Source organism: Paenibacillus sp. FSL F4-0243 (genome assembly GCF_037963295.1).
Lineage (GTDB): Bacteria > Bacillota > Bacilli > Paenibacillales > Paenibacillaceae > Paenibacillus_AQ.
Window position 1 is genome coordinate 3320863 of sequence record NZ_CP150151.1, and the last position, 24012, is coordinate 3344874.

Annotated in this window: 19 protein-coding genes; 11 read left to right on the plus strand and 8 right to left on the minus strand. The window is 43.1% G+C overall.

What is annotated here, in order from left to right; genetic code table 11:
- Positions 1-128: 128 nt before the first annotated feature.
- Complete coding sequence (gene spoVB / locus NSS87_RS14800; protein WP_042188132.1) at positions 129-1685, plus strand: stage V sporulation protein B; 1557 nt, start codon at positions 129-131, stop codon at positions 1683-1685.
- 316 nt (positions 1686-2001) lie between these two features.
- Here spoVB and shc read toward each other — a convergent pair whose 3' ends face one another.
- Both shc and NSS87_RS14810 read right to left on the minus strand, forming a co-directional pair.
- Positions 2002-3894 (minus strand): squalene--hopene cyclase, encoded by a 1893-nt coding sequence (gene shc, locus NSS87_RS14805; RefSeq protein ID WP_339248117.1) that lies wholly within the window; start codon positions 3892-3894, stop codon positions 2002-2004.
- Positions 3895-4022: 128 nt separating this feature from the next.
- Positions 4023-4469 (minus strand): OsmC family protein, encoded by a 447-nt coding sequence (locus NSS87_RS14810; protein ID WP_339248120.1) that lies wholly within the window; start codon positions 4467-4469, stop codon positions 4023-4025.
- A gap of 178 nt (positions 4470-4647) precedes the next feature.
- Between NSS87_RS14810 and NSS87_RS14815 the strand changes: the two genes are divergently transcribed.
- The 8 genes from NSS87_RS14815 to NSS87_RS14850 all read left to right on the plus strand — a co-directional run bounded on the left by NSS87_RS14815 (position 4648) and on the right by NSS87_RS14850 (position 16844).
- On the plus strand, positions 4648-5343 hold the full coding sequence (locus tag NSS87_RS14815) for an SUMF1/EgtB/PvdO family nonheme iron enzyme (protein ID WP_339248123.1): 696 nt from the start codon (positions 4648-4650) through the stop codon (positions 5341-5343).
- A gap of 588 nt (positions 5344-5931) precedes the next feature.
- On the plus strand, positions 5932-6315 hold the full coding sequence (locus NSS87_RS14820; protein WP_339248126.1) for a hypothetical protein: 384 nt from the start codon (positions 5932-5934) through the stop codon (positions 6313-6315).
- Complete coding sequence (locus tag NSS87_RS14825; protein ID WP_076285740.1) at positions 6302-6787, plus strand: nitroreductase; 486 nt, start codon at positions 6302-6304, stop codon at positions 6785-6787. The genes NSS87_RS14820 and NSS87_RS14825 overlap by 14 nt, the downstream gene beginning before the upstream one ends.
- 11 nt (positions 6788-6798) lie before the next feature.
- On the plus strand, positions 6799-8538 hold the full coding sequence (locus tag NSS87_RS14830) for an ABC transporter ATP-binding protein (RefSeq protein ID WP_339248128.1): 1740 nt from the start codon (positions 6799-6801) through the stop codon (positions 8536-8538).
- Positions 8525-10378, plus strand: coding sequence for an ABC transporter ATP-binding protein (locus NSS87_RS14835; RefSeq protein WP_339248131.1), 1854 nt, complete (start codon positions 8525-8527; stop codon positions 10376-10378). The genes NSS87_RS14830 and NSS87_RS14835 overlap by 14 nt, the downstream gene beginning before the upstream one ends.
- Positions 10379-10521: 143 nt before the next feature.
- The gene (locus NSS87_RS14840) at positions 10522-13053 is read left to right on the plus strand and encodes a helix-turn-helix domain-containing protein (RefSeq protein WP_339248133.1); all 2532 of its coding nucleotides are present in this window, start codon (positions 10522-10524) and stop codon (positions 13051-13053) included.
- 167 nt (positions 13054-13220) lie between these two features.
- Positions 13221-14534, plus strand: coding sequence for an MFS transporter (locus tag NSS87_RS14845; protein ID WP_339248136.1), 1314 nt, complete (start codon positions 13221-13223; stop codon positions 14532-14534).
- 36 nt (positions 14535-14570) lie between these two features.
- Complete coding sequence (locus NSS87_RS14850; RefSeq protein ID WP_339248139.1) at positions 14571-16844, plus strand: glycoside hydrolase family 3 N-terminal domain-containing protein; 2274 nt, start codon at positions 14571-14573, stop codon at positions 16842-16844.
- A gap of 92 nt (positions 16845-16936) precedes the next feature.
- Here the strand turns inward: NSS87_RS14850 and NSS87_RS14855 are convergent, their stop codons facing one another.
- From NSS87_RS14855 to NSS87_RS14870, 4 genes are all read right to left on the minus strand, one after another.
- Complete coding sequence (locus NSS87_RS14855; protein ID WP_339248142.1) at positions 16937-17482, minus strand: TetR/AcrR family transcriptional regulator; 546 nt, start codon at positions 17480-17482, stop codon at positions 16937-16939.
- Positions 17483-17624: 142 nt separating this feature from the next.
- The gene (locus NSS87_RS14860) at positions 17625-18224 is read right to left on the minus strand and encodes a glycosyltransferase family 61 protein (RefSeq protein ID WP_339248143.1); all 600 of its coding nucleotides are present in this window, start codon (positions 18222-18224) and stop codon (positions 17625-17627) included.
- The gene (locus tag NSS87_RS14865) at positions 18163-18762 is read right to left on the minus strand and encodes a hypothetical protein (RefSeq protein WP_339248146.1); all 600 of its coding nucleotides are present in this window, start codon (positions 18760-18762) and stop codon (positions 18163-18165) included. The genes NSS87_RS14860 and NSS87_RS14865 overlap by 62 nt, the downstream gene beginning before the upstream one ends.
- A 111-nt stretch (positions 18763-18873) precedes the next feature.
- Positions 18874-19737 (minus strand): helix-turn-helix domain-containing protein, encoded by an 864-nt coding sequence (locus tag NSS87_RS14870; protein ID WP_339248149.1) that lies wholly within the window; start codon positions 19735-19737, stop codon positions 18874-18876.
- 139 nt (positions 19738-19876) lie between these two features.
- On the opposite strand from NSS87_RS14870, the gene NSS87_RS14875 reads away from it, so the two are divergent.
- The gene (locus tag NSS87_RS14875) at positions 19877-21373 is read left to right on the plus strand and encodes a glycoside hydrolase family 43 protein (RefSeq protein WP_339248153.1); all 1497 of its coding nucleotides are present in this window, start codon (positions 19877-19879) and stop codon (positions 21371-21373) included.
- An 82-nt stretch (positions 21374-21455) separates the two neighbouring features.
- On the opposite strand, the gene NSS87_RS14880 is transcribed toward NSS87_RS14875, so the two are convergent.
- Positions 21456-21998, minus strand: coding sequence for an RICIN domain-containing protein (locus tag NSS87_RS14880; protein WP_339248156.1), 543 nt, complete (start codon positions 21996-21998; stop codon positions 21456-21458).
- Between the two features lie 472 nt (positions 21999-22470).
- Here NSS87_RS14880 and NSS87_RS14885 point away from each other — a divergent pair, with 472 nt between their 5' ends.
- Positions 22471-23364 (plus strand): hypothetical protein, encoded by an 894-nt coding sequence (locus tag NSS87_RS14885; RefSeq protein ID WP_042188161.1) that lies wholly within the window; start codon positions 22471-22473, stop codon positions 23362-23364.
- Between the two features lie 103 nt (positions 23365-23467).
- Here the strand turns inward: NSS87_RS14885 and NSS87_RS14890 are convergent, their stop codons facing one another.
- Complete coding sequence (locus NSS87_RS14890) at positions 23468-23689, minus strand: DUF3955 domain-containing protein (protein ID WP_076299053.1); 222 nt, start codon at positions 23687-23689, stop codon at positions 23468-23470.
- Positions 23690-24012: the final 323 nt, after the last annotated feature.

Genomic DNA, 24012 nt, shown 5'->3' on the forward strand with positions numbered 1-24012 from the left:
ACCAACTATGGTGTGTCGGGCTTTTTGCAGATTATATACTTTACAAATACTTGTCTGCATGTACTTGTGTTTGTTCGAATAAGTTAGAAAGTAGGACCAGGACAAACCATAGGTGGAGATGCGTAGAAATGGGGATGCGTAAACAAAGCTTTATTCGTGGCACGTTCATTTTAACCGTGTCATCATTTTTTACAAAAGGGCTTGGATTTTTGAATGGCGTATTGTTGGCACGTTTCTTAGGAGCCGAGGGGGTAGGGCTTCTTATGATTGCTCATCCACTGCTTCCCTTGTTTATTACATTGACAGAGCTGGGACTTCCTGTTGCGATTTCAAAGCTTGTCTCAGAAGCTGAGGTTAAGCAGGATGAAGCGCGAGTAAAGCGAATTCTCAAAGTATCTTTAAGTATTACGGGTACGTTGAGTATTATACTAACTTTAGTGGCTCTATTTGGCTCCAAATGGATAGCGTCGGTTTTTTTAGCCGATCAGCGGGCGTATTATGCTATGGTCGCTATTACGCCGATCATTCCAATTATTGCGATGTCAGCTGTACTGAAAGGTTATTTTCGTGGAAAACAGAACATGAACCCACTGGCCTTTTCCGATATTATTGAGAATTTGGCGCAAATCATTGTCATTATCGGTGTTGTCAACGTTTTGCTGCCTTATGGGATTGCTTATGCAGCTGCGGGCGCTATGGCGGCTTCCGTGATCGGCGAAGGTTTTGGTTTGCTCTATTTGTTTGCTGTCTTCAAATGGGCAAATCGAGGGAAGATCAAACCCACCTCACCGCCTAATTCTAGTTTTTCACCCAAAGGAGACAGTACGTTGAGAGATCTGCTGCGCATCGGCTTACCGATGACAGGCAGCGGTTTTATTCATTCTCTCTATCATGCGTTTCTCCCATTGCTGATTACGAAAAGTCTAGTCCTGTTTGGTGTGGGGGTTGAGATGGCGACTAAGCAATTCGGACTTTTAGCGGGATATGCTCTCCCCATGTTGTTTCTCCCCAGCTTCTTCACACAATCGTTGTCCACTGCATTAATTCCGGCGATCAGCGAAGCAAGTGTGAGCAATAATAGCAAGCTTATGCATAGTCGGATGGATATGGCTATGCGATCCGCGCTTATTGTTGGTCTTCCATGTACAATCATCCTGTACTTATGGGCTGTACCATTAACTACTTTGATCTATCATTCGCCAGAAGCGGGCGAGCTGCTAAGGTTGATTGCCCCCTTATTTTTCCTTTATTATTTTGGAGCACCACTGCAAGCGATTCTGCTTGGTTTGGGGAAAGCATCAACCGTCATGTGGAACCATATTCTTACGAATATCTTTGAAGTGATTGCGATCTTTGTTCTCGGTTCTAATATTGGCATCGAAGGGGTTGCTATAGGGTTCGGACTGGGGCTTTTGCTGCTGACGCTGCTGAATTTTATGTCTGTGGCAGGAACGATCGGATTTTATTTTGACTTTCGCATTGTATTCAAGGTGGGTGCGGGAGGAATTATCATGACAATTTGCGGGATGACGGCTCATGGTATTCTGCAACGAATGGACCTGGGGCAGATCATTGAACTGTCCGGAACGCTAATCGTTTCATTGATCACCTATGCTGCAACATTGCAGGTAACTCATGCTTGGGAACGGTCACCGAAACCGCCGACGATTACGCCTGTTTCTTGAAAGGGGATATTTCGGTGTCGTGCTCCAAAAAGTAAATTGAGTAATGCAACCCTCTGTGTAACAGTATGAAGGCGGATGAAGGTAACGGACAAAAGTATTCAACCCCCGGTTCATAACATCAGAGCAACGATTCTCCAATAGCGGATGATCGCTGCTCTGATGTTTTTTACGAATTTTGTTTGAACTGATGAATACATACAGGAGCGGGCTATTGGAAAGGGGAGCTAGATCCAAAAGAGGACTACATAAAGTCGCGATCTAGCTTTTATGAGACACTTTAGAAGTGAAACAGGACTACGCTAGTTATTACCGAGTATTATCTTTGACCGTATTTTTTTCTAAAATGACTCAGTGTGAGTAACGGCCAGATATAGCGATAACTATGATAATTGGAATAGAAATTACCGGGGAGACCAGCACCAGTTGGATAAGAAGTTTTCCAATCCTCTTCATGAATAGACATGATTAATCTTTCAATCCCTTTTTCCACCGCTGCTGTTGATTTCGGCTGAATGGTGATGATTGCGTCAAGCGCCCATGCGGTTTGGGAAGGCGTACTTTCGCCTAATGGTACATACTTCAATAGCCGATCACTATGACAAGATTCCCCCCAACCCCCATCCGAGTTCTGTATGCTTAGGAGCCAATTCGCTCCTTTTTGCAATGTTTCATGTTCCAGTGGCAGGCCCACGGCCTGCAATCCTGTTAAGGCAGCCCAAGTCCCATAGATGTAACAAACGCCCCATCTTCCGTACCATGAGCCATCCTTCTCCTGATGCTGAATCAGCCATTTCACACCTCGCCCGATGAATTCGTTTCGCGTATCAAGGTCGGCAAAGTTCCCGAGATACTCCAAGGTGCGCCCGGTTAGATCTGCCTCCGAGGGATCAATAGCAGCAGATTTAGCCCCATCGATTGCGAGCCAAGTGAGCATTTCTTTATTGGTGTTTTTTTCAAAAGCTGGCCAGCCACCGTCTTTATTCTGCATCGATAGGACCCAGTTCAGTCCACGATTCCATGACTCTAGATAGGATGGCTGAGTTATTGATAAACTTCGAATGGCTCGTAAAGCAGCGGTCGTATCATCCACATCCGGATTAATCGTATTAGATTCTGAGAAACCCCATCCCCCCGGAGTCGTATCCGGATTATGAATACTCCAATCAGCAGTTTTATGCTGTTGTCTGGTCAGCAGATACGAAGTAGCACGTTGAATCGCGAGATGATGATCGGGAATTTGTGCCTCCTGTAAAGCATAAGCGATTAGAGCCGTGTCCCATATCGTAGACGGAGAGTTTTGAATTGTTGTTTTACTTTCAGAACGGCATTGCATCGCGGTAAGCCCATTTATGGCATTCGTAATCAGAGGATGCTGCTGGTCATAGTCCAGAGCCAGAAGGGCATAGACCATAAGAATTGTACTAGTTGCGTAACTGTATAGAGTCCCGTCGGATTCAATCCGCCGGAGAATAAACTGTTCTGCTTTGGTTCGGGCAACTTCGTGAATGTAGCGAGGGCTTCCAAGAAGTCTGCTTAGGCCAGTTTGAATAACGTCCTGCAGCTCATGATATCCACGGGAAGCGGGTTCAGCATCTTCAATGCGTGTGTCTATGAGATCAGATAGATCAGGAGCATTCGCTGTTGAGATCGAGAAACGTCGATCGGCCATAATAAGCATAAGCGTGAGATGCACTCTTGAGTAGCCAGAGAACTCAAAATAGTTAATAGGAAAATAAGACGGGAACAACAGAACTTCTAGGGGAATCGAAGAGATCGATAAAGGCCATTTGCTCTGACCAGTAGCTGCGAGAATGACTCTGGTTAGGATGCTGGTTACTTTTCCAATTCCTCCTTTGGATTGAATATAATGCTTTGCGCGCAATATCGGCTCATCTGTCACCTTACTGTACCCAGAATAGAGAAGGGCGTAGTAGGCTTCAACCGAGGTGGATAAGTTACCATCTTTTTCATCTCTATACAATTGCCAGAATCCAGCGGATTGCTGCTCAGCAAGAATGCGATCATGTAGCTGTCGAATCAGGGCTTCATTCTGTACGTTCAAAATACGAAAGAGAATGATGACATAGGCATCGATAACGATTCCATTCTCAAAACAAAAATGCCAAGATCCATCTTGCTGCTGTTGATCAATCAGGAATGCCGTTAAACGCTCGATCTCATTATCTACTGTGCTCAGTATAGGATTCATTCCTTAGGTACCTCCGAGGTCCTTCATTTTTAGTATTATATGATGGATGAGAGGTTGAAATGAAAAAGGACTGTAAAGTTGCTTGATGCAACCTCTCAGCCCTTGATACTATTTAGCTAATCAATCGGTTAATTTTCAATCACGATACGGTTCAGCTTGAGATTTACCGGTGCGGCAATCGTGTCACCCACAGGGCATTTGCTTTCTAAAAATTGTACGAATGCTTCGACCTTCTCGGCAGGGGATAGGGTCTTTATGTAGAATGTATATCGAATATCGGAATAGCCGGGACGGACTTCAGAACGGTTGAAAAATCCATCGAGGTCCAGATCACCTTCAACATCTACTCTGAAATCTTCAAGCTCTACCTCAAATTTGGAAGCATAAACTCGAGCCACAATAGATTGGCAGGCCCCTAAAGAAGCAAGCAAAGCTTCAACAGGATTCATTCCTGTATCCGTACCCCCAAGATTTTGTGGTTCATCGATGACGAGCTCGAATTGTCTTGCTTTTGTAATGACTTTAACCCCATCTTGTAAATGGGCAGTTGCTTTGAAAGTTTGAACATTTGGCATTTGTCTACACTCCTTCTTCTGGACAACCTGAATATAATTAGATATTTTGAACATTATGTAATTCATAGTATTTTTCTAGGAATTGTTTAGATTATAGTTCTAATCTTTATACCCTGTCAATACTTGATTAGTATTATTTGAATTCATACATCTTCATGAGTTGGATTTTGATAAAAAGATGGGAGGAGATAAAGTGTCAAACGAAATTGAACGCTACTTGAACAATCCAATGGTTAAAATTCTAGGGGGAGCAATAGAATTAAGAGACGATCGAATAAAAACTAAATGGAAGACTGAAATAAAACCATTTCTTCTTGCACCGAATCCTGTAACGGTGGATCTATACAATGCTATTACTAATAAAACAACGAAGTCATCCGTCGAAAATCATAAACCTGTCGTGAATGTATCTTGGAATGATGCTATTTCTTTCTGTAATCTGCTTTCTCAGAAGTCCGGATTGAAAAAAGCTTATGTTATCAGCGATGATGGAGAACATATTATTTGGGATAGGGAATCCAATGGGTATCGACTTCCAACAGAAGCAGAGTGGCAATATGCATGTAAAGCAGAAACTACTGGCTATCAATATGGCGAGTTAGATAAGATAGCTTGGTACAATGAAAATTCAGATGGTGAGCTCCATGTAGTAGGTACGAAAGAACCGAACGCATGGGGGCTTTATGATATGTTAGGGAATGTTTGGGAGTGGTGCTGGGATTTATATGATGAACAAGTGTACGGCTCCTATCGGATTTTTCGAGGAGGCAGCTGGGCTGAAGACGCTAGGGGCTGTGGAGCAACCTGTCGTCGTCGCAGCCATCCCACATTTAGTGTGGATGATCTTGGATTTCGTCTTGCTCGATCTTTATAACATTAATTCGTCTCTACATTAATCAATTCACATTAACACAGAAAATGATTGTTCCTAAAATAGACTTACTACAGGAGGTGCTTCTAGAATTAGAAAGTTTGTAGCTATCTCCGTTGTAATTATTACTCTGCTCGTTCTAGGAATGTACGCAGCACTTCAGTTTAAATATAATTCACTTGAGAAAAACTTAAGAGAATATTTGATCACTGTTGAAGGATACTCTGAATCTGATTTACTGAGTATTAAAGCTAAACTGAGCTCAATGCCGAAGTTCCCTGTATATGTTAGATTTGCTAATGAACCAGATACGGATTATATTTTCACAGACAGAGATGCATCATATTGGAAGCAACTAGATCCTAAGGAGCCGCAAAGATTAAAGAAGGTTAATCAATAGTTGAGATATAGCAAAAAATCTTGGTCAGTAAAATGAATAGCATCTCTCCAAGCTGACCGCACTCTGTGCGGTTTTTTCTTTGTGGATCTTGCTAATGAAAAAGATAACTTGACAGAAAACTATCGGACGTATACATTTGTATACATAAACGAAACGTATACATATGTATACAAAGTAAAGGAGGAGTAAATATGCGTGATGGACATTTCGGAAAACGCGGTCATAGAGAACATGGGGATCACAAAGACCGTGGAGAGCATAGAGATCGCGAGCATATGAGCAGACATGGGATGGATTCTATGGATGGTCCCCCAAAAAGTGCTCAAACTTTTCGTCGCGGCAGAGCTCTAGCATTTTTGGAAAAGCTGAATGTGAATCGAGCCACTTTACAGCGGCAGCTGCAAACACCGGAGCTGGATTCGATTAAGCAAGTGATTAGCGGTGAATTGAAGGCAACGGAAGCGATCATTGAAGAGTTTATCCATATTTTTCAGATTCATGAAGTAACGCCGGAAGATAAGACTGTTGGCGAAATTAAAAAAGAGGAGAATGATCAAAAAAATGAAAACCATTGATCTTATAAAAACCCGTAGAAGTATTAAGCAATTTAAGGCGGATTCGATTCATGAGGATGATTTATTGAATTGGCTGGAAGCAGCTAGTTATGCTCCAAACCATCGTATGAACGAACCTTGGGAACTCCTATTTATCGGGCCTGAGACTAGAGCTAAATTAAAGCATAAGACGAATTTTGGAAGCGCTCCTGTCGTTCTTGCTATCTTATCTAAACCTGGTGCAACAGCGTTTGAACGTGATGAGAATGTTATGGCTGCCGCATGTTTCGCACAGAACTTCTTATTAGCTGCACATGAAGTGGGAGTTGGAGCCTATTGGGCTTCTTTAGGTGCTTTACCTCATAATCGTGAAATTCTAGGTGTCCCGCAAGATTACGATGTGATTGGACTATTTGGCATTGGATATCCGGAGGAAGTTCCAAATGCTAAGCCAAGAACACCGATGAAATCAAAAATCACATATTTATCTTAAAAGGTGATGGAATGTGGAAACTTAAGAGTTACTTAAGGCCATATTGGTTGTGGTCTGTGTTAGCACCACTTATGATGATGCTCGAAGTGTTTATGGATTTGCTTCAACCTACACTAATGGCAAGCATTGTGGATCATGGGATTATGACGAAAGATTTATCACATATTTATTCGACGGGATTGACCATGCTTGGAGTAGCATTTGTCGGTCTAATTGGTGGGGTGGGCTGCACCGTTTTTTCGAGTATCGCCTCACAAAATTTCGGGAATGATTTACGGATTAACCTGTTTGAACATATTCAGAAATTCTCAAACAAGAATCTGGATCAATTGAAGACGGGTTCATTGATTACTCGTCTAACAAATGATGTGGTGCAGCTACAAACCTTTGTTCAGATGATTTTGCGGAATATTCGCTCTCCATTGCTATTAATCGGCAGCTTGATAATGGCTATACGGATTAGTCCTTCGCTGACCCTTATCCTTGTCGTTGCCGTGCCATTGCTGGTTGCAATATTATATGGGTTAATTCGACTTTCTTTCCCTTTGTTCGAGAAAATGCAGGTCAAATTAGACGGCGTCAACACAGTATTGCAGGAAAATTTATCGGGTATTCGTGTAGTCAAAGCCTTCGTCCGTGCTAAGCATGAACAGAAACGGTTTAATACAGCGAACAAGGATTACACTGAGACTGCGATAAAAGCGGTGCGATTAATGTCGTTAAATATGCCGCTCATGATGCTTGTGCTCAATGTCAGTATCGTAGCTGTTCTTTGGTTTGGTGGGCTGCAGAGCTGGAACGGCTCCCTGCCGGTCGGTCAGTTAATTGCCTTCATTAACTATATCACCCAATTGTTGATGTCCATGCTGATGTTGAGCAATATGCTCACATTCTTCTCGCGTGCAAAGGTCTCCGCAGATCGGGAGAATGAAGTGTTTTCTACGATCAGCGAGATTACAGATGTAACCGAAGCTGAAAAAGATAAGCTACAAAACGGTCGAATTGTATTTGACAACGTTTCATTCGCTTATGATCCTGCGGATGAGAACCTCGTGTTAGATGGCATCAATTTCACTGCTGAGCCAGGTGAAACTGTAGCCATCCTTGGAGCCACAGGCGCTGGTAAATCAACCTTGGTGAGCCTCATTCCACGCCTTTACGATGTTTCTTCTGGATCAATCACAATTGATGGTTCCGACACTCGGCAAATTTCTTTGGAACATTTACGTCGCAAGATCGGTTACGTTATGCAGCAAGCCATTCTGTTCAGCGGAACAATCCGTGATAATATCCGATATGGCAGACCGGAGGCTACGGATGAAGAAGTGGAACAAGCAGCAAAAGCTGCTGAAGCGCACCCTTTTATTTTAGAGCTACCACAGGGTTATGATACAGTGCTTGGCCAACGAGGCATCAACTTGTCCGGTGGGCAGAAGCAACGGCTTTCGATTGCAAGGGCGTTGTTAATACAGCCAACAATTCTCATCATGGATGACAGTACGAGTGCGCTCGATGCGGCGACTGAGTCACGAATTCGGCAAAAGTTAAAAAAACGGCTGAGTAGCAGCACTAATATAATGATTGCTCAGCGTGTCACATCAGTGATTGACGCGGACCGCATCTTAATTCTAGAAAACGGCCGAATTGCTGTACAAGGTACACATGATGGTCTAATGAGTAGCAGTGAAATTTATCGAGACATCTGGAAATCACAGATGAAAGGGGAGGAGGTTCCTTATGTCAAAGCATGACAACGGCATGAACACTCCCCCTATCCATAGACCAGGCGGATTCGGACCAGGAATAGGACCGGGATCTGGCCCCGGACGCGGCGGCGCTGTGCCAATCGTGCGCGCCAAAAATCAAGCGAGCACGATTAAACGCATCTGGACTTATTTGAATCGTCAGCGGTTCGGGTTAATCATTGTATATGTATTTACTGTGTTGAATGCACTTCTTTCATTGATCGGACCGTATCTCATCGGTAAAGCGATTGATACTGTGGTTATTCCACACGATTATCAGGGTCTTATTCGGTTTTGCATACTCCTTATTGGCATTTATGGGCTAGGCAGTGTAGTTGCCTGGGTGCAAGCATACGTCATGACATCTGTTTCGCAGAATACTGTTTTTGAGCTGCGCCGTGATCTGTTCAGCAAGTATCAGCAGCTGCCCATTAAATTTTTTGACACTCGGGCTAACGGAGAATTGATGAGCCGGGCAACTAACGATATAGAGAGTGTATCCAGCACACTCAATCAGAGTGTAACCCAATTGTTAAATAGTTTGATTACACTAAGCGGCTCCCTCGTTATTATGTTAATGCTGAACGTTCCGTTGACTGTAGTCTCATTAATCACGATCCCGCTCGTATTATTGGCTAGTCGAAAAATCATTGGTTTAAGCCGCACTTATTTTAGAAATCAGCAGCGACATTTAGGTGAACTTGGCGGGTTCATCGAAGAAACCATCAGCGGACAAAAGGTGGTCAAACAATACAGTAGGGAAGAGTCAGAAGTTAAACGATTCCGAAAAATAAGCGGAGAACTGAATAAGGTCAGCATTAAGGCACAAATCGTATCAGGATTAGTAGGACCCGTGATGAACATGATTAATAACCTTGGTTTTGCGATCATTGCCGGGGTTGGGGGCTGGATGGCTTTCCATAACATGGCTACGGTTGGTATAATCGTTAGCTTCCTTACCTATTCCAAACAGTTCGGTAGACCCATTTCTGATCTTGCTAACCAGTACAATTTAATTCAATCTGCAATCGCCGGTGCGGAGCGTGTGTTTGAGGTTTTGGAGATGCCGTCCGAATACGGGGATGAAGAAAGTGAGGATCTCCCAAGATTAACAGGGGAGGTTGTTTTTCAGGACGTTTCTTTTGCTTATAAAGCGGATTCCCCGATTCTGTCTGGCGTTACGTTTGAAGCAAAACCTGGGGAGAAAATTGCACTCGTTGGCCCAACAGGAGCAGGTAAAACAACCATCGTTAACCTGCTGATCCGATTCTATGATTTGAATGGCGGTTCCATACGAATTGATGGTCGCGACATCCGAGAGCTGGATAAAAACGCACTTCGTAGTCAACTAGGGATGGTGCTGCAAGATGCGCATGTATTCTCGGGAACGATTCGTGAGAATATTCGGTTTGGCCGACTCGATGCGACCGATCTAGAGATTGAGCAGGCGGCTCAGCTAGCCAATGCGGATGCTTTTATCAAAAGATTGCCGCATGGTTACGAGACCCTCCTCAATGCAGAAGGCAGTAATCTGAGTCATGGCCAGCGCCAGCTGTTAACGATTGCTCGCGCAATTTTAGCTGATCCTGCCATATTAATTCTTGACGAAGCAACCAGTAGCGTGGACACACGTACGGAAATGCACATTCAACAAGCAATGAAGAATTTGATGAAGGGTCGAACAAGCTTTGTAATCGCCCACAGGCTTAGTACGATCCAGGACGCCAATCGCATACTCGTGATCCAGGGTGGAGGAATTGCTGAGCAAGGAAGTCATGAGGAGCTTCTTGCGATGCAGGGCGCCTATTACGAGTTATACAATACCCAGTTCAAACGAGCGATTTAAAGAAACATTTGTATGGCTTATGAAAAAACACTGACTTGGATCAGTGTTTTTTTGTTAGCGAGGTGACCACAGACCATCGAATTGACCGCCGAAACGCTACATTGTATGCTACTACAAGATAATGTAAACAAGGAAGTGATTATTTGAGCCATTCCAGCTATGAACAGCTTGAGACCGAAGGCAAACTACCGTTTGATGTTTCTTTACATAGTGTCAACTTTGTGCCGAATCACTGGCATATGAGTGTGGAGCTGATTTTTGTGCTGTCCGGCAATCTAGAGGTTTCGACCGGAAACCGTCAATATAGGCTTAAAGAAGGCGATATGCTACTCATTAACCAGTGTTACGTGCATGAAGTTATCGGATTAGATCAGAATATCATCGCTACCTTTCAAATCCCAACAACCTATCTTAAGCAGCATATCCACAATGTGGAGAAGATCAGCTTTGAATGTTATTCTGCTGAAGTCGGTCCTGAGAAGCAAAATGGCTTAGATAACATGCGTCAGCTCATGGCTGAAATGGTACAGCTGAAGTACAAAGGCGGAGAAGCCTATGAACTGGGGATGGAAGCACGTATGCTTGGGTTATTCTCTGTTTTGGTCAAACAGTTCAAGCTGCCAAATTCCGGTGAAGCGATGAATATAAAATATATGGAACGAATGATGAGCATCATCACTTATATAGATGAACATTATAAAGACCCGGTGTCGCTGCAGACAATCGCAGAACGAGAGTATTTGTCGGTGCCGTATTTGTCCAAATTTTTTAGCGAGAACATTGGGGTCAACTTCCAGACTTACTTAACCAGCATTCGTTTAAAAAATACCGTAGAAGCCCTTTTAAGAGATCAAGATCATTCGCTTGCTGAGCTGGCACTTGAGCAGGGCTTTCCAAACGCAAAATCTTTTTACGCTGCATTCAAAAGCCGATATCATATTACACCACATGAATATCGCAAAAAATATCGGCCTCAAACTCATGCGAAACAGGAAGGTTCTGCTTCCGGCTACTTAGCATTTAATCAATCCAGCGCACTGGGTATTGTTCGGCAATTCCTCCGGCGTAGTCAGTCGCACCAGCTTGAACCCGTACATGCGGTTGTTCAGCTGTCTGCGAGTATTCCTTTAAACAGGATTCAGCGGCAAATCCAGCATAGCTGGAAAAATATCATTACGATTAGTAAAGCAAATGAAGGACTCCAAAGTGATGTACAAGCTCATTTGAAATATGTACAAGAGCGGTGTCCGTTTCGCTATTTGCGTTTTCATGGAATTTTTGATGATTCAATGATGGTGTACCGGGAGGATTACGAAGGGCAGGCACATTTTAATTTTCGCTTTGTAGATCAGTTGTTTGATTTTTTGTTATCGATCGGTTTGAAGCCTTTTATAGAACTGGGGTTTATGCCTTTTGATCTCGCAGCAGACAGCAGTAAACATGTGTTTTATGAAAAGAGTTACGTGAGTCCGCCTAAATCCATGGACCGCTGGTGCGAATTGGTAGATCGGTTTATTCGCCATTGTATCAATCGATATGGTCTTGAAGAGGTGGAAAGCTGGAAGTTTGAATTCTGGAATGAACCGGAATATGGTTTGTTCTGGCCTGCGACGGAAGAAGTGTACAACGAATTGTATGCCCGAACGTTCGATACCCTCAAAGCCATCTCTCTGAACCTTCAGATTGGCGCTCCTGGTAGAATTATTACTCTGAACTCCAATGCGTTTTGTGAACAGTTTTTCGCTTTCTGTAAAGAACGGGGTTGTCTTCCAGACTTTATCCCGTTACATTTTTATCCGCATGAGGACATGGATGATCTGCTTAGTAAAAATTGGGAGCCTAAAGAACGATTAAGTGAAAAAGAAATATCTCCACTTACAGTAGAGGGGTTCAACAAAGTGTCCCCAAACCCCGATTATTTGAAGGAATCACTGGAGCGTGAAATCGGACTGCTCGCTGAGTTGGGACTTAACGGACAAGAGCTATATTTAACCGAATGGAATTCAACGGCATTTCATCGTGAACTGACCAATGACACATTATATAAAGCTGCATATATCGTAAAAAATATCATCGAAAATCTCGACAGCATCAGCGGGTTCGGATATTGGGTACTAAGTGACAATATTGAAGAAACGGCGGCTTCATCCCGGATATTTCATGGTGGTCTTGGACTTATGGCTCAGTATGGAATTCCGAAAGCCGCTATGCATGCCTATGAAATGCTCGCTAAACTGGGGGATCGGCTAGTCGCACATGAAGAGTGTTATATTGTGGCGGCTGGAAGAGGTGGTTATCAGATTTTGGCTTATAATTACTGTCATTTTGATGATTTGTACGCGCTTGGTGATACTTCATTCATTACACCTACTAGTCGTTATAATGGCTTCAAAAACGAGAGGCATCTTAAAATTGAACTCACATTAACTGGATTACCATCTGGCAGATATAAGCAAGTGAACCATTCGATCAGCAGGGCACATGGCAGCAGCTTTGACAAGTGGGTAGAAATGGGGGCTCCACCCGTTCTGACTGTAGAGGACACTGCTTATCTAAAAGCTGCCTCTCTTCCAGGTAGACAGATTCAGCTTCTTGAAGTAGGTGAAGAGCTTTCTGTTGTCATTAGAATGGAACCTCATAGCGTAGAGCTCATTGAGCTTATTCCATTGTTTTGAGAAAATGAGTCAATTTTTAAGCTTCATCTTGATGAATAATATTGAAACGCTTTCATTTAGATTAAAAATGAACCTAAAAGTGTGTAATTGACCACCTCTCCTCCAAGAGGTGGTTTATTTTATAATCAAATTGTAAACGTTTTCTAAAAGGACGAGGAGGAATTACAATGACTGGAGCATCGACTAAAGGGCAGGTTCACACCCCTTTTCGTAGATTGACCTTTGGTATTCTGCTTGGGTACGGCATGATGATGCTGGCACTGATGACACCTGCCACCTTGCTGCTGACCTTTAAAATGATTGAAGTGGATCCGAATGGATATACCTCTTCCTATGGGCTGGTTGCAGGAATAGGCGCATTCTTTGCTCTTATCGGAAATCCGATTGGCGGTGCACTCAGTGACCGAACCCATCTTTCGTTCGGACGGCGGCGCACGTGGATTATCCTAGGTCCACTAGTTGGCTGTGCTGCTCTGGTATGTACTGGTTTCGCCAACGAGCCTTGGCAGATCATGATTAGCTGGGCAGTCGCCCAATTTTTCTTTAATGTAGGGATGGCAGCCTATACAGCGCTCATTCCAGACCAAGTACCTCAGGAGAAACAAGGGACAATCTCCGGATTAATCGGTCTCACTATTCCAATCGCTATGACGGTAGGGATGATCATGATGACAGTGATGACCTCAGTTTCTTCAGAAATTAAGTGGCTTTTGTTAGGTGTAATCGGCATCATAGGTCCACTTCTCAGTACGTTGATTATTAAAGAAGGTAAAGTAGAACTTGTTCCCAAGACACATAATCAAATATCGCTGGGTAAGAAGCTGAGTACGATTTTTCCTAGTCCACGTAAATTCCCGGAATTCTCTTGGGCTTTCGTATCCAAGTTCCTGATCATGATGGAATATTGTAGCACTTTATACCTCACAGTCATGCTGGTAAACCGGATGGGACTTACGGAAGAGCTGGCCACCGCAAAGGTTGCTACGATTAATATCGTTATGTTAGTGGGTGTTGCAATTACAAGTATCTTCGGTGGGGTGTTGTCAGATAAATTTGGTAAGCAAAAACCATTCCTGATTGTTTCAGGGTTCATCATTGCTATTGGGGTTCTGTTGTTTGCCTTTGTGCCAAGTTATCCGGCCTACATTGCCGGAGCTGCAGTGATCGGATTGGGCTTTGGCTGCTTCTCAGCCGTAGATATGGCACTCGTTGCACGGATTCTTCCAAGTAAAGAGGATTCCGCCAAAGACTTCGGGATTATGAACGTAGCTAATGCGTTGCCTCAGTCCATTGTTCCAGCAATCGCTCCTGTGCTGTTAGGCATTGGCAGCTGGACCTTCTTTTACATCTTCCTTGCCGTCTGCACTATACTCGGTATGCTGGCAGTGAAGCCACTTCCAGAAGTGGGAACAGAGAAAAGAGCTCAAACTGCTGAACTAACAGCTGTCGAAGCGCAATCACAAAAAGCCAATCTGGTCTAAGAAAAAACAAACAAGAAAACAGTGGAGGGAAACCATATGAATCAGAGAGAGACTATTAACACTAAAAGCCTTCATACCATTTCTTACGTAAGCAATAAGGGCGGTCCAACCTTGGGTTATTCCCCGGATTCTGGAGTGCAGATTCTCGAGCAGGACGGACTTTTCTTCAAAGATCTGAATCGTAATGGCAAGCTGGATAAATATGAGGACTGGCGATTGACACCGCGAGAGCGGGCTGAAGATCTAGCTTCACAAATGAGTATTGAACAAATTGCTGGACTCATGCTGTATAGTCGTCATCAATCCATCCCAGCACTTAGTAGCAGCTGGTTCTCAGGAACATATAACGGTAAATCCTATGAGGAGAGCGGAGCTAAGCCATGGGAGCTTACCGATGAACAATTAGCATTTCTGGCACAGGACCACCTGAGACATATTCTGGTGACCACCGTGGAGAGTCCAGAAATAGCTGCTCTGTGGAACAATCAGGTGCAGGCATTTGCAGAAGGAACCGGCCTTGGGATTCCAGCCAACAACAGCTCCGACCCACGCCATGGCTCAGATTCTAGCTCTGAGTTTAATGCTGGAGCTGGTGGACAAATCTCCATGTGGCCGGAGACGCTGGGCCTTGCGGCAACCTTCGATCCGAAGATCACCTATCGTTTCGGGCAAGTTGCCTCACGTGAGTATCGTGCACTTGGTCTAGGGACGGCGCTATCGCCGCAAATCGATATTGCTACAGATCCGCGATGGTTTCGTTTTAACGGCACTTTTGGCGAGGATTCGAAGGTATCTGCTGACATGGCAAAGGCTTATGTCGACGGCTTCCAGAGCTCGGAAGATGACCGGGAGATTAACGAAGGCTGGGGATATGACAGCGTGAACGCTATGGTAAAACACTGGCCTGGCGGTGGTTCCGGGGAAGGCGGAAGGGATGCACATTATGCTTGCGGCAAATATGCTGTCTATCCGGGCGGTAACTTTGATGAACATCTTATTCCTTTTACAGAAGGAGCTTTTAAGCTGGATGGTCCAACCAAGCAGGCTTCAGCGGTCATGCCATACTACACAATTTCTACAGATCAAGATCAGTTGAACGGGGAGAATGTCGGAAATTCTTATAGTTCCTATCTTATTACCGATCTGCTTCGGGAAAAATACGGTTACGATGGCGTTGTGTGCACAGATTGGCTCATTACAGCAGACGAATCAGATAGTAAGGATTCCTTTCTCAGTGGTAAACCTTGGGGCGTAGAGGGTATGTCCGTCGCAGAACGGCATTACAAGCTCTTGATGGCAGGCGTTGACCAATTCGGCGGCAATAATGAGATGGAGCCCGTCCTTGAAGCATACCGAATGGGAGTAGCTGAGCATGGAGAGGTATGGATGCGGAATCGCTTTGAGCGGTCAGCTGTTCGGCTTCTACTTAATATTTTCCGTCTGGGTCTCTTCGAGAACCCGTATTTGAAGCCTGAGGAGAGCGCTCAGATTGTTGGGAATCCTGAGTTTATGCAATCAGGCTATGAAGCACAGCTGAAGTCGATCGTGCTGCTGAAAAACAAAAATCGGGTATTGCCGTTGGCAGCGAAACAAACCGTATATGTTCCGAAGCGTTATACTCCAGCAGGAAAGGATTGGTTCGGCAACCCAACGCCGGAAAAGACAGAATATCCGGTGAACCTGGATGTTGTGTCTAAATATTATCATGTGACAGATCAGCCGGAAAAAGCAGACTTTGCTCTTGTCTTCATAAGCAGTCCTAAATCAGGAGTAGGCTTTAGTCAGGAAGATTCTGAGCAAGGCGATAACGGCTATGTGCCCATTAGCTTGCAATATAGACCGTACACTGCGGAACATGCTCGGGAGCAGAGCTTAGCTGGAGATGCGCGAGATAACGATGTACTTAACCGTTCTTATAAAGGAAAAACCGTTGTTACGCATAATGAGAGCGATCTGGATCGTGTCCTGGAAGCTCGCAAGCTGATGAAAGACAAACCGGTAATTGTGTCGATGTTATTGTCCAATCCTTCGGTTGTTGCCGAATTTGAGGGAGAGGCTGATGCTATACTTGTTAATTTTGGGTTACAGGATCAAGCACTTATGGAGGTGTTAACGGGTGCCGAGGAGCCTTCGGGATTGCTCCCAGTACAAATGCCATCAGGTATGCAAACGGTAGAAGAGCAGCTGGAAGATGTGGCACATGACATGGATTGTCATGCGGATTCAGAAGGAAATGTATATGATTTTGCCTTTGGAATGAATTGGAATGGTGTTATAGAGGATGAAAGAACGAAGAATTACCGGAAATAAGAACCGTTCTGCGGAAAAATAAAAGTAAAGCACCGCCTGAAGAATTTATCAGGCGGTGCTTTGTATATCAATCGGTTTTTCCGATGGTGGAGCTATAAGTTCCTTTCCAACAAAGTCCCGAGTTGTTCAGCCAAGATTTGATGTGTTACAGGCTTCTCATTCTTGAACCACCATTCCACAACCCCTGCATAAGCTGATGCCACAAAACTAATGATAACCTCTTCATTTAATCCGTGGTTTATCCCTTCCGTTACATTTACTTCATGTCTAAACTCTTTTTGAAGAAAGGTTAAGAACCGATTACGGAAATAAGGGGCGCCTTTGCTCGCCAGCATCATAGAGAAAAAAGAATAATGATTATCGAAGTATTCCGTCCACTTCAACGTGGCCTCGATGAAATCTAATTCTGCTGCCGATTCGCAAAGTACTCTAAGAACTTCTATATGTTCCTCGATAAGCTTGTCTAACAAATCATATTTATCCTGATAATGAAGATAAATGGTTCCTCGGCTTACATTTGCCTTGTCGGAGAGATCCTGTATGGTAATGTAGTCAAAATTCTTCTCGGACATCAGTTCAATAACAGCTTTCTTAAGTGCTTCTTGCGATTTAAGAATCCTTCTATCCACTTTAGACATTTGAGTTTCTCCTTACTTTCAAAAAAAATGAACACATTTATAGGACCTGTTCAGTATTGAACAAAACACACACATCGCTTTAAAAAACCAGAAACCCGCAAATTTCTCTTTAAGAAGCGTAGACAAGCTTAATGACGATGGGCTAAGTATTCAAACCTGCCAAATGCAAAATCTGCTTCAGACGATCTATATCCACATAGATATCTTCGAATCCCGGAAAACGAATAGCAGGATCTGGCCAGCCTTGACCATACATCAAGTAATAATCAAGAGCGTTATGGTTGCTGATCATCCAATACGTTGGAACGACATGCTGTTCATGAACAATTTCAATAACTTGTGTTCCAGATTGACAAAAAGCCAGATTGGCCAGTCCAGCGCCATGTGCTCCCATGATTACCTTTGCCGAAGCGAATAACTGGATTTGCTGGGCAACCGTCCAATCCTCAAGATAAATAGGTTGAATGCTATATTTTTCAAGGCTGCGTATAACTTCCTCTTCATTAACCAAGCGCCTGGTGCTTGCTTTGTTTCGAGAAATATAAATACGCTCAGGTGTAGCGAGTGTTGATTCCCTGTGAGGCAATAATAATTTACGTAGCGTATCCGTGGTCCACGGGGGATAGTGGGAATTCATCATCAAAGAAGGGACAAGTAGCTGATCAGCTTCAAAGTAAGCTTCAGGATTTGTCCGGATTACTGAAGACTCTGATATACCGAGCATAGCCCAGGTTTGTTCCACAAATGGTCCATATGGATTTGGATTCATGATGATAGAGGTAATAAGGAATTCCACTCGTTTTGAGCATCGACAGCCTAGGGAGCACATCATACAACCAGTGGAAATAGTTATGGCTTCCGCAAAACGTCAACACAGCCACGGTTCCTTCTAAATATTGAAGTTTTGGATCATTCCACCGGTGGAACACAGGGTGTTCCTCAGCTTCTAGCATTCTATTTTGAACGGCGTCATATTCCTGTGACAGATCAAAGATCAGCTTTCCCTCCGGAGATAGAACAGCACCAGATTCTCCCCATACCCTTCCACTCGAGATGGTGGCTAAGTATCCGCCAAACGGCTGTAAACAATAAGGCGTCAGTGCAGGATGAATACTCGATTCAATGCTTTTAGGAGCGGTGAACTCGGCCACCTGACCGAAATCAAACGGAATAACCTGTCCAGCTTCATGGATAGTTCTTTTTTGTCCCCATTCTGTTTCAAGTTCCAAGACACTCCGGTAATATCCAGAGGGCGCTCCCCCGTTCACAGAAAAACTCATCGTTTCACCTCTTTTGGCCAAGTAGAACTCCAGAAACATCATTAAGCTATTCTATGGAACAAGGAACTTAACGACACAATTCCTTCTGAAAAGGGCGAGTGAACAGTTCCTTTATAGCTTCTTCCGATAAGCCTTAGGAGACATACCGTAGGTTTTGGTGAATTGTCGTGTAAAGTAATTGCTATCGCTAAACCCGCTTTCATGTGAGATCTGAGTAATACTGAAGTTAGAATGCTTCAACAAGCTGCAAGCCCGTTCCAGACGCAATCGATGGAGATAGGAGATAGGAGTCGTCTGATAGTAAGAGCGAAAGATCCGGTTTAAGTGTCTAACAGATATCCCTGCGTGTGCGGCGATTTGATCCAGCGACAACGCTTCAAGATAATGGTCTTCCATAAAAGAGAGCGACTTCGCCAAATGTATTAGATGATTATCCTGGCTGCCTTTATCCTGTTTTTCATAATGCCTTGATAAATAGACAACCAGTTCCATAAACCGTGAGACGAGCAACGTCTGATATCCTTGAAGCTTGTGGCTATATTCTTCAATCATACCGGCAATGAGTGCAGTGACAAACTCCAGCATGGGAATTGGCAAGCTTAGTTTACTTGTGTAGGCATGTTTATGACGATACAACGGTTCCAATACAAACAGCGCCTGAAAGCCGTTCGAAGTTCGCAGATCCGATCCAGCCGTCGACAGCATTTCAGGCTTGTACATAATATTACAGATCTTAAAATCCTGAGGATCTTTAAAAGCATGCGGGGTTGAACCGTTAATCACAAAAACATTTCCCTTCTTGATGAATGATTCTTCGGTATTCACAATATGAGTAGCAGTACCACTCAAGACGATTACAAGCTCTGAAAAGTCCACATGTCTATGAAGATCAGTATCATTGTCGTGAAAGCCGTATTGAATAAAGAATGGGAATTTCTGATCTGATGTAAACCAATTCAAATAAAATTCGCTCAATTCGTAACCCTCCAAAAGCATGTCTAGATGAATGTCTATATCATGCTATTTTACGACTGGATAATCAAGGTTTATCGTTTAGCTAGTGGAGTATAATCCTTGACATAGATTCAAATGTTCAACAAAAGGAGAATGCTTCATGAAATATAACAATCCGATATTACCAGGTTTTTATCCAGATCCAAGCATTTGCAGAGTAGGCGAGGATTACTTTTTGGTAAACAGTTCATTTGCTTACTCTCCGGGAATACCCATTTGGCATAGTAAAGATTTAGTCCATTGGAAGCAGCTCGGGTATTGCTTAACACGTGATTCCCAGCTTCAATTTGATAAATCGGTCGTGTCTGGAGGGGTGTGGGCACCAACTATTCGTCATCATAATGGTCGATTCTACATGGTGACGACAAATCAGGATAGCGGTGGACATTTCTATGTTTGGACGGTGGATCCAGCAGGTGAGTGGTCGGATCCTATTTATGTGGATCAGGAAGGAATTGATCCATCCCTATTTTTTGACAATGGAAAAGTATATTTTACAAGCACTGGCACCAAGGATGGTATGGGAATCTACCAATGTGAGATTGATATTGAAACGGGCCATAAGCTGAGCGATTCTCGTTTGATATGGACAGGCAGTGGCGGTAAATTTCCTGAAGGACCACATCTTTATAAAATAAATGGCTACTATTATTTAATGTGTGCTGAAGGCGGGACAGAATATGGACACATGGAAACCATAGCAAGAAGTAAATCACCCTATGGACCCTATGAATCCTCACCCCGGAATCCCATTTTGACTCACCGGAGCTCGGATTACCCTATACAAGCTACGGGACATGGCGATCTGGTAGAAGCACAGGATGGCAGCTGGTGGGCGGTATTTCTAGGGATTAGACCAGTAGGATATCCATATCGACATCATCTTGGCAGAGAGACATTTCTTGCTCCGGTCCATTGGAGTGAAGATGGATGGCCGATGATTGGAGATCACGGTGTTGTTGGATTAGAAATGGAAGCTGACACTCCACAACCAGTGCTATGGGAAGACGAGCCTGAGACCGATGATTTTAATCCATCTGATTTAGGAATGAGCTGGAATTTTATTCGCAATGCTAAAAAAGTCGATTGGTCTTTGCAGGAGCGACCAGGGTGGCTAGCATTACATGGAGCGGATGTGAGATTAAGCGAACAGGGAACGTCTGCGTTTATTGGCTGTAGACAGCGCCACTTGGATTGTGAAATTTCCACTAAAATGGAATTCAACCCACTAGATGGTGATGAAGCGGGTCTTGTTGTGTTTATGGATCAGATGTATCACTACGCAATCGGACTAACCCAGGTAGAAGGTGAAAATGTGATTACGCTGCGAAGACAAGTGGGTAGCATAAGTGATGTGAAATATTCTTCTACATTGGAAGACACAGTCGTAGAATTGAAGATTCAAGCATTACCTGAGAAATATTTGTTCTCTTATCGAGGTGCAGATCAGTTATGGCATCCACTAGGTGAAGCGGAGACACACTTGATCTCTACTGAAGTGGCAGGCGGATTTACCGGAGTGTTCTTTGGGATGTATAACTACTCTATCAACCGAACAATCGCATATTATGATTGGTTCCGCTATCAAAAGGAATAACAATCCTAAAATATGTTAAATTAAGAAATGGCGATGCTCGGGATGTTTCCCTGCACCGCCATTTCTTGTATTTGGCAATAGCTTAATTTTTTCGTATATATTCTATATACCAGTGCTGATTGTGACCCCCGTTATCACTCCATTGAATGGCCTGCGCACCGCTGGTTTTATCTTGTCCCGATATATCCAATAACTTGCCACTGGCTCGGTTTTTAATTTTATACATGTTTTTTTCACCAGTTGGAATAAGCTCCCACTGTTGGTTCCACCCGTTATTGCTCGGCCATTGAATAACACTGGCCCCATCGGATGAAGATGCTCCGTTGACATCCAATAAATCTCCGCTAGCTATGTTTCTGAAATTATAATATCCGTTTTCTGCAATTTCGAGATACCATTTTTGATACTCTGCTCCTTGATCGATGTATTGTACGATAAGCGCACCGTCTGCTTGTGAATCCGCTCCGCTGACTGACAGCACGTTATTGCTGTGTTCATTGATAATTTTGAGAGGAATTGGCACTCCAGCGTGCGTCTTTGAAGTTAGTGCGAGTGACGATGCAGATACAACTAACACAAGTGCCAAAAACATTTTCACTCCGTACCTAATTTGAACTCGTTTCATGAAAATACACTCCTTCTTCAATTTTAATTAATTTCTTAACCTGCCGCCTGTCCATTTTAAAAGCAAGATTTATGTATTCAACTTAATCACCTCCTAAATCAGTAAATGTATTGCATGTCATTCGATAGAATCTGAAAAAGGACTCTATCCTCAAAAGTAAATACATAAAATATAAATAAATAATGGTTCATTTGCTAAGAATATACTTTAATTTCAAATAATGAGTCAATATGATTTTTTTCTCTATTTATATAAAAATAATACTATCAACAGCTTTAAATGAGCATATCAAAAACCAAAAAAATACTCATCGGACCATAAAAAGACACGGATACAAGTCAGTGTCTTTTTGTGGACATTTATGATATTTCACTTCTTTGTTCAGTGCTAAAGGAAATATCTTCTTGTCTACTTTTTAAGATATTCTTGGTAAGGTAAGGGGATATCAATGAATAAGAGGTGATGAGTTGTAATGATTAAGAAATACTGCTTGTTCTGTGATGAGATGGTATCCATTACATCGGAAGGTGATTACGATAGATTTTTAGGCTGTAATTGTTCTCCTGACGGGTTCTATAACTTATTGAGAGACAGCTATGAGCCTATAAATTCTCTCGCGCATCCAAAGAAACGCGATATGTTTCATGTGATATCGGCTTATATACGGGAGCTGACAGATCGCGGAGAAAAGGTCAGTCTATCGGCCGACGATTTAGAATCCATTGTAAATTCCTCGAAAATTCCAGTGACGATTGAAGATAAAGGAAACCGTTTACTGCAATACTTATACAGACATTCTGAAGCCCCTGGGGAATCCGTTGTTATTCAGCCACTCTCCAGTAGCTATAACCTAACGTATTCGCCTAATCTGCAAGAACTGGTATATATCATAGATAAGCTGATTAACGAGCAGTTTATGATCAGGGAAGGCATGACCTTTAAGCTGACGGACAAGGGATGGAATGAAGCTGCCGCAATCGCAGGAGGCAAAAAATTAAAACCCTGTATCGTTCTATTGTCAGATGCAGAGGATTTGCACACGGAGTGGGTGGATAAGCTGCTTCCTAAAATCGAGCAGTTTGGTTATATACCACGGTTACTAAGGCATACGTCAATGCATAACCGTGAACCGTATTCCTTAGAGCTTATAGAGGAGAGTAAACTGATTATCGCTGATTTAACCGGCCAATCCCCTGAAGTGTATTTTACTGCAGGATATGCGCTCGGGTTGAACATTCCAGTGATTTGGACTGTGAACAGCAGCGATGCTAATGATCTTTTCGTACAAGTGAAGAATATCCGTCCAATCGTTTGGGATACAGCTGAAGAGCTGGTAGTCTTACTCCAGCAGAAATTGAGTTTATAGAGTTCATGTCAAATTTAAAATGAACATCCAACACAGAAGAAGCCGCGATAGATTGCGGCTTCTTTCTTTTTGCTATGAAAGTTAATGTCCCCACACAACGCTATTACGAAATCTTTTTTCTATTATTGAGGACTGACCCGAGACCTACGAATAGAAATGCTACAATACTGCAGAAAAAAAATAGGTAACTGAGCGGAATTAAGAAGAAAGCCGGCTCATGCAAGATTCCATCCGGTCCCACGCTTGAACCCACCATACGTGAGATCATTAAACTGATGATGCTTAATAATAATGGTGAAGCGGCTAATAGATATTTCTTTTTCATATGACATTCTCCTTTGCTTGATAACCATATAATACACAAAAAACACTCGCGAATCAACATTAATTTATTGTAATTCGATATATCATTATTGTAAATCATATGAATTAACTTGTGCTTGGAATTGGATTTGAAAATGGGGACTTGACCATAATTGCTGGTGAGGACTATTATTTGGTTTAAACAAATTTAAGTAAGTCTCAAGGCTTTATTTGTATAGAAGGTCGCTCCAAGTCGGAAGGATTGAACTGTAACAGATAAATAGAAAACGGTTACATCCAATGCTTCGATAGTATGGAGGAACGGCGTTCTGATCATTTGTATGA

Excerpts from the sequence above, each read along its gene's own strand:
- NSS87_RS14815 (WP_339248123.1), top strand. The coding sequence starts at position 4,648 with ATGGGAGGAGATAAAGTGTCAAACGAAATTGAACGCTACTTGAACAAT.
- NSS87_RS14850 (WP_339248139.1), top strand. The coding sequence starts at position 14,571 with ATGAATCAGAGAGAGACTATTAACACTAAAAGCCTTCATACCATTTCT.
- NSS87_RS14855 (WP_339248142.1), bottom strand. The coding sequence starts at position 17,482 with ATGTCTAAAGTGGATAGAAGGATTCTTAAATCGCAAGAAGCACTTAAG.
- NSS87_RS14820 (WP_339248126.1), top strand. The coding sequence starts at position 5,932 with ATGCGTGATGGACATTTCGGAAAACGCGGTCATAGAGAACATGGGGAT.
- NSS87_RS14875 (WP_339248153.1), top strand. The coding sequence starts at position 19,877 with ATGAAATATAACAATCCGATATTACCAGGTTTTTATCCAGATCCAAGC.
- NSS87_RS14880 (WP_339248156.1), bottom strand. The coding sequence starts at position 21,998 with ATGAAACGAGTTCAAATTAGGTACGGAGTGAAAATGTTTTTGGCACTT.
- shc (WP_339248117.1), bottom strand. The coding sequence starts at position 3,894 with ATGAATCCTATACTGAGCACAGTAGATAATGAGATCGAGCGTTTAACG.
- NSS87_RS14835 (WP_339248131.1), top strand. The coding sequence starts at position 8,525 with ATGTCAAAGCATGACAACGGCATGAACACTCCCCCTATCCATAGACCA.
- NSS87_RS14865 (WP_339248146.1), bottom strand. The coding sequence starts at position 18,762 with ATGAGTTTTTCTGTGAACGGGGGAGCGCCCTCTGGATATTACCGGAGT.
- NSS87_RS14890 (WP_076299053.1), bottom strand. The coding sequence starts at position 23,689 with ATGAAAAAGAAATATCTATTAGCCGCTTCACCATTATTATTAAGCATC.
- NSS87_RS14830 (WP_339248128.1), top strand. The coding sequence starts at position 6,799 with ATGTGGAAACTTAAGAGTTACTTAAGGCCATATTGGTTGTGGTCTGTG.
- NSS87_RS14825 (WP_076285740.1), top strand. The coding sequence starts at position 6,302 with ATGAAAACCATTGATCTTATAAAAACCCGTAGAAGTATTAAGCAATTT.
- NSS87_RS14885 (WP_042188161.1), top strand. The coding sequence starts at position 22,471 with ATGATTAAGAAATACTGCTTGTTCTGTGATGAGATGGTATCCATTACA.
- NSS87_RS14845 (WP_339248136.1), top strand. The coding sequence starts at position 13,221 with ATGACTGGAGCATCGACTAAAGGGCAGGTTCACACCCCTTTTCGTAGA.
- spoVB (WP_042188132.1), top strand. The coding sequence starts at position 129 with ATGGGGATGCGTAAACAAAGCTTTATTCGTGGCACGTTCATTTTAACC.
- NSS87_RS14810 (WP_339248120.1), bottom strand. The coding sequence starts at position 4,469 with ATGCCAAATGTTCAAACTTTCAAAGCAACTGCCCATTTACAAGATGGG.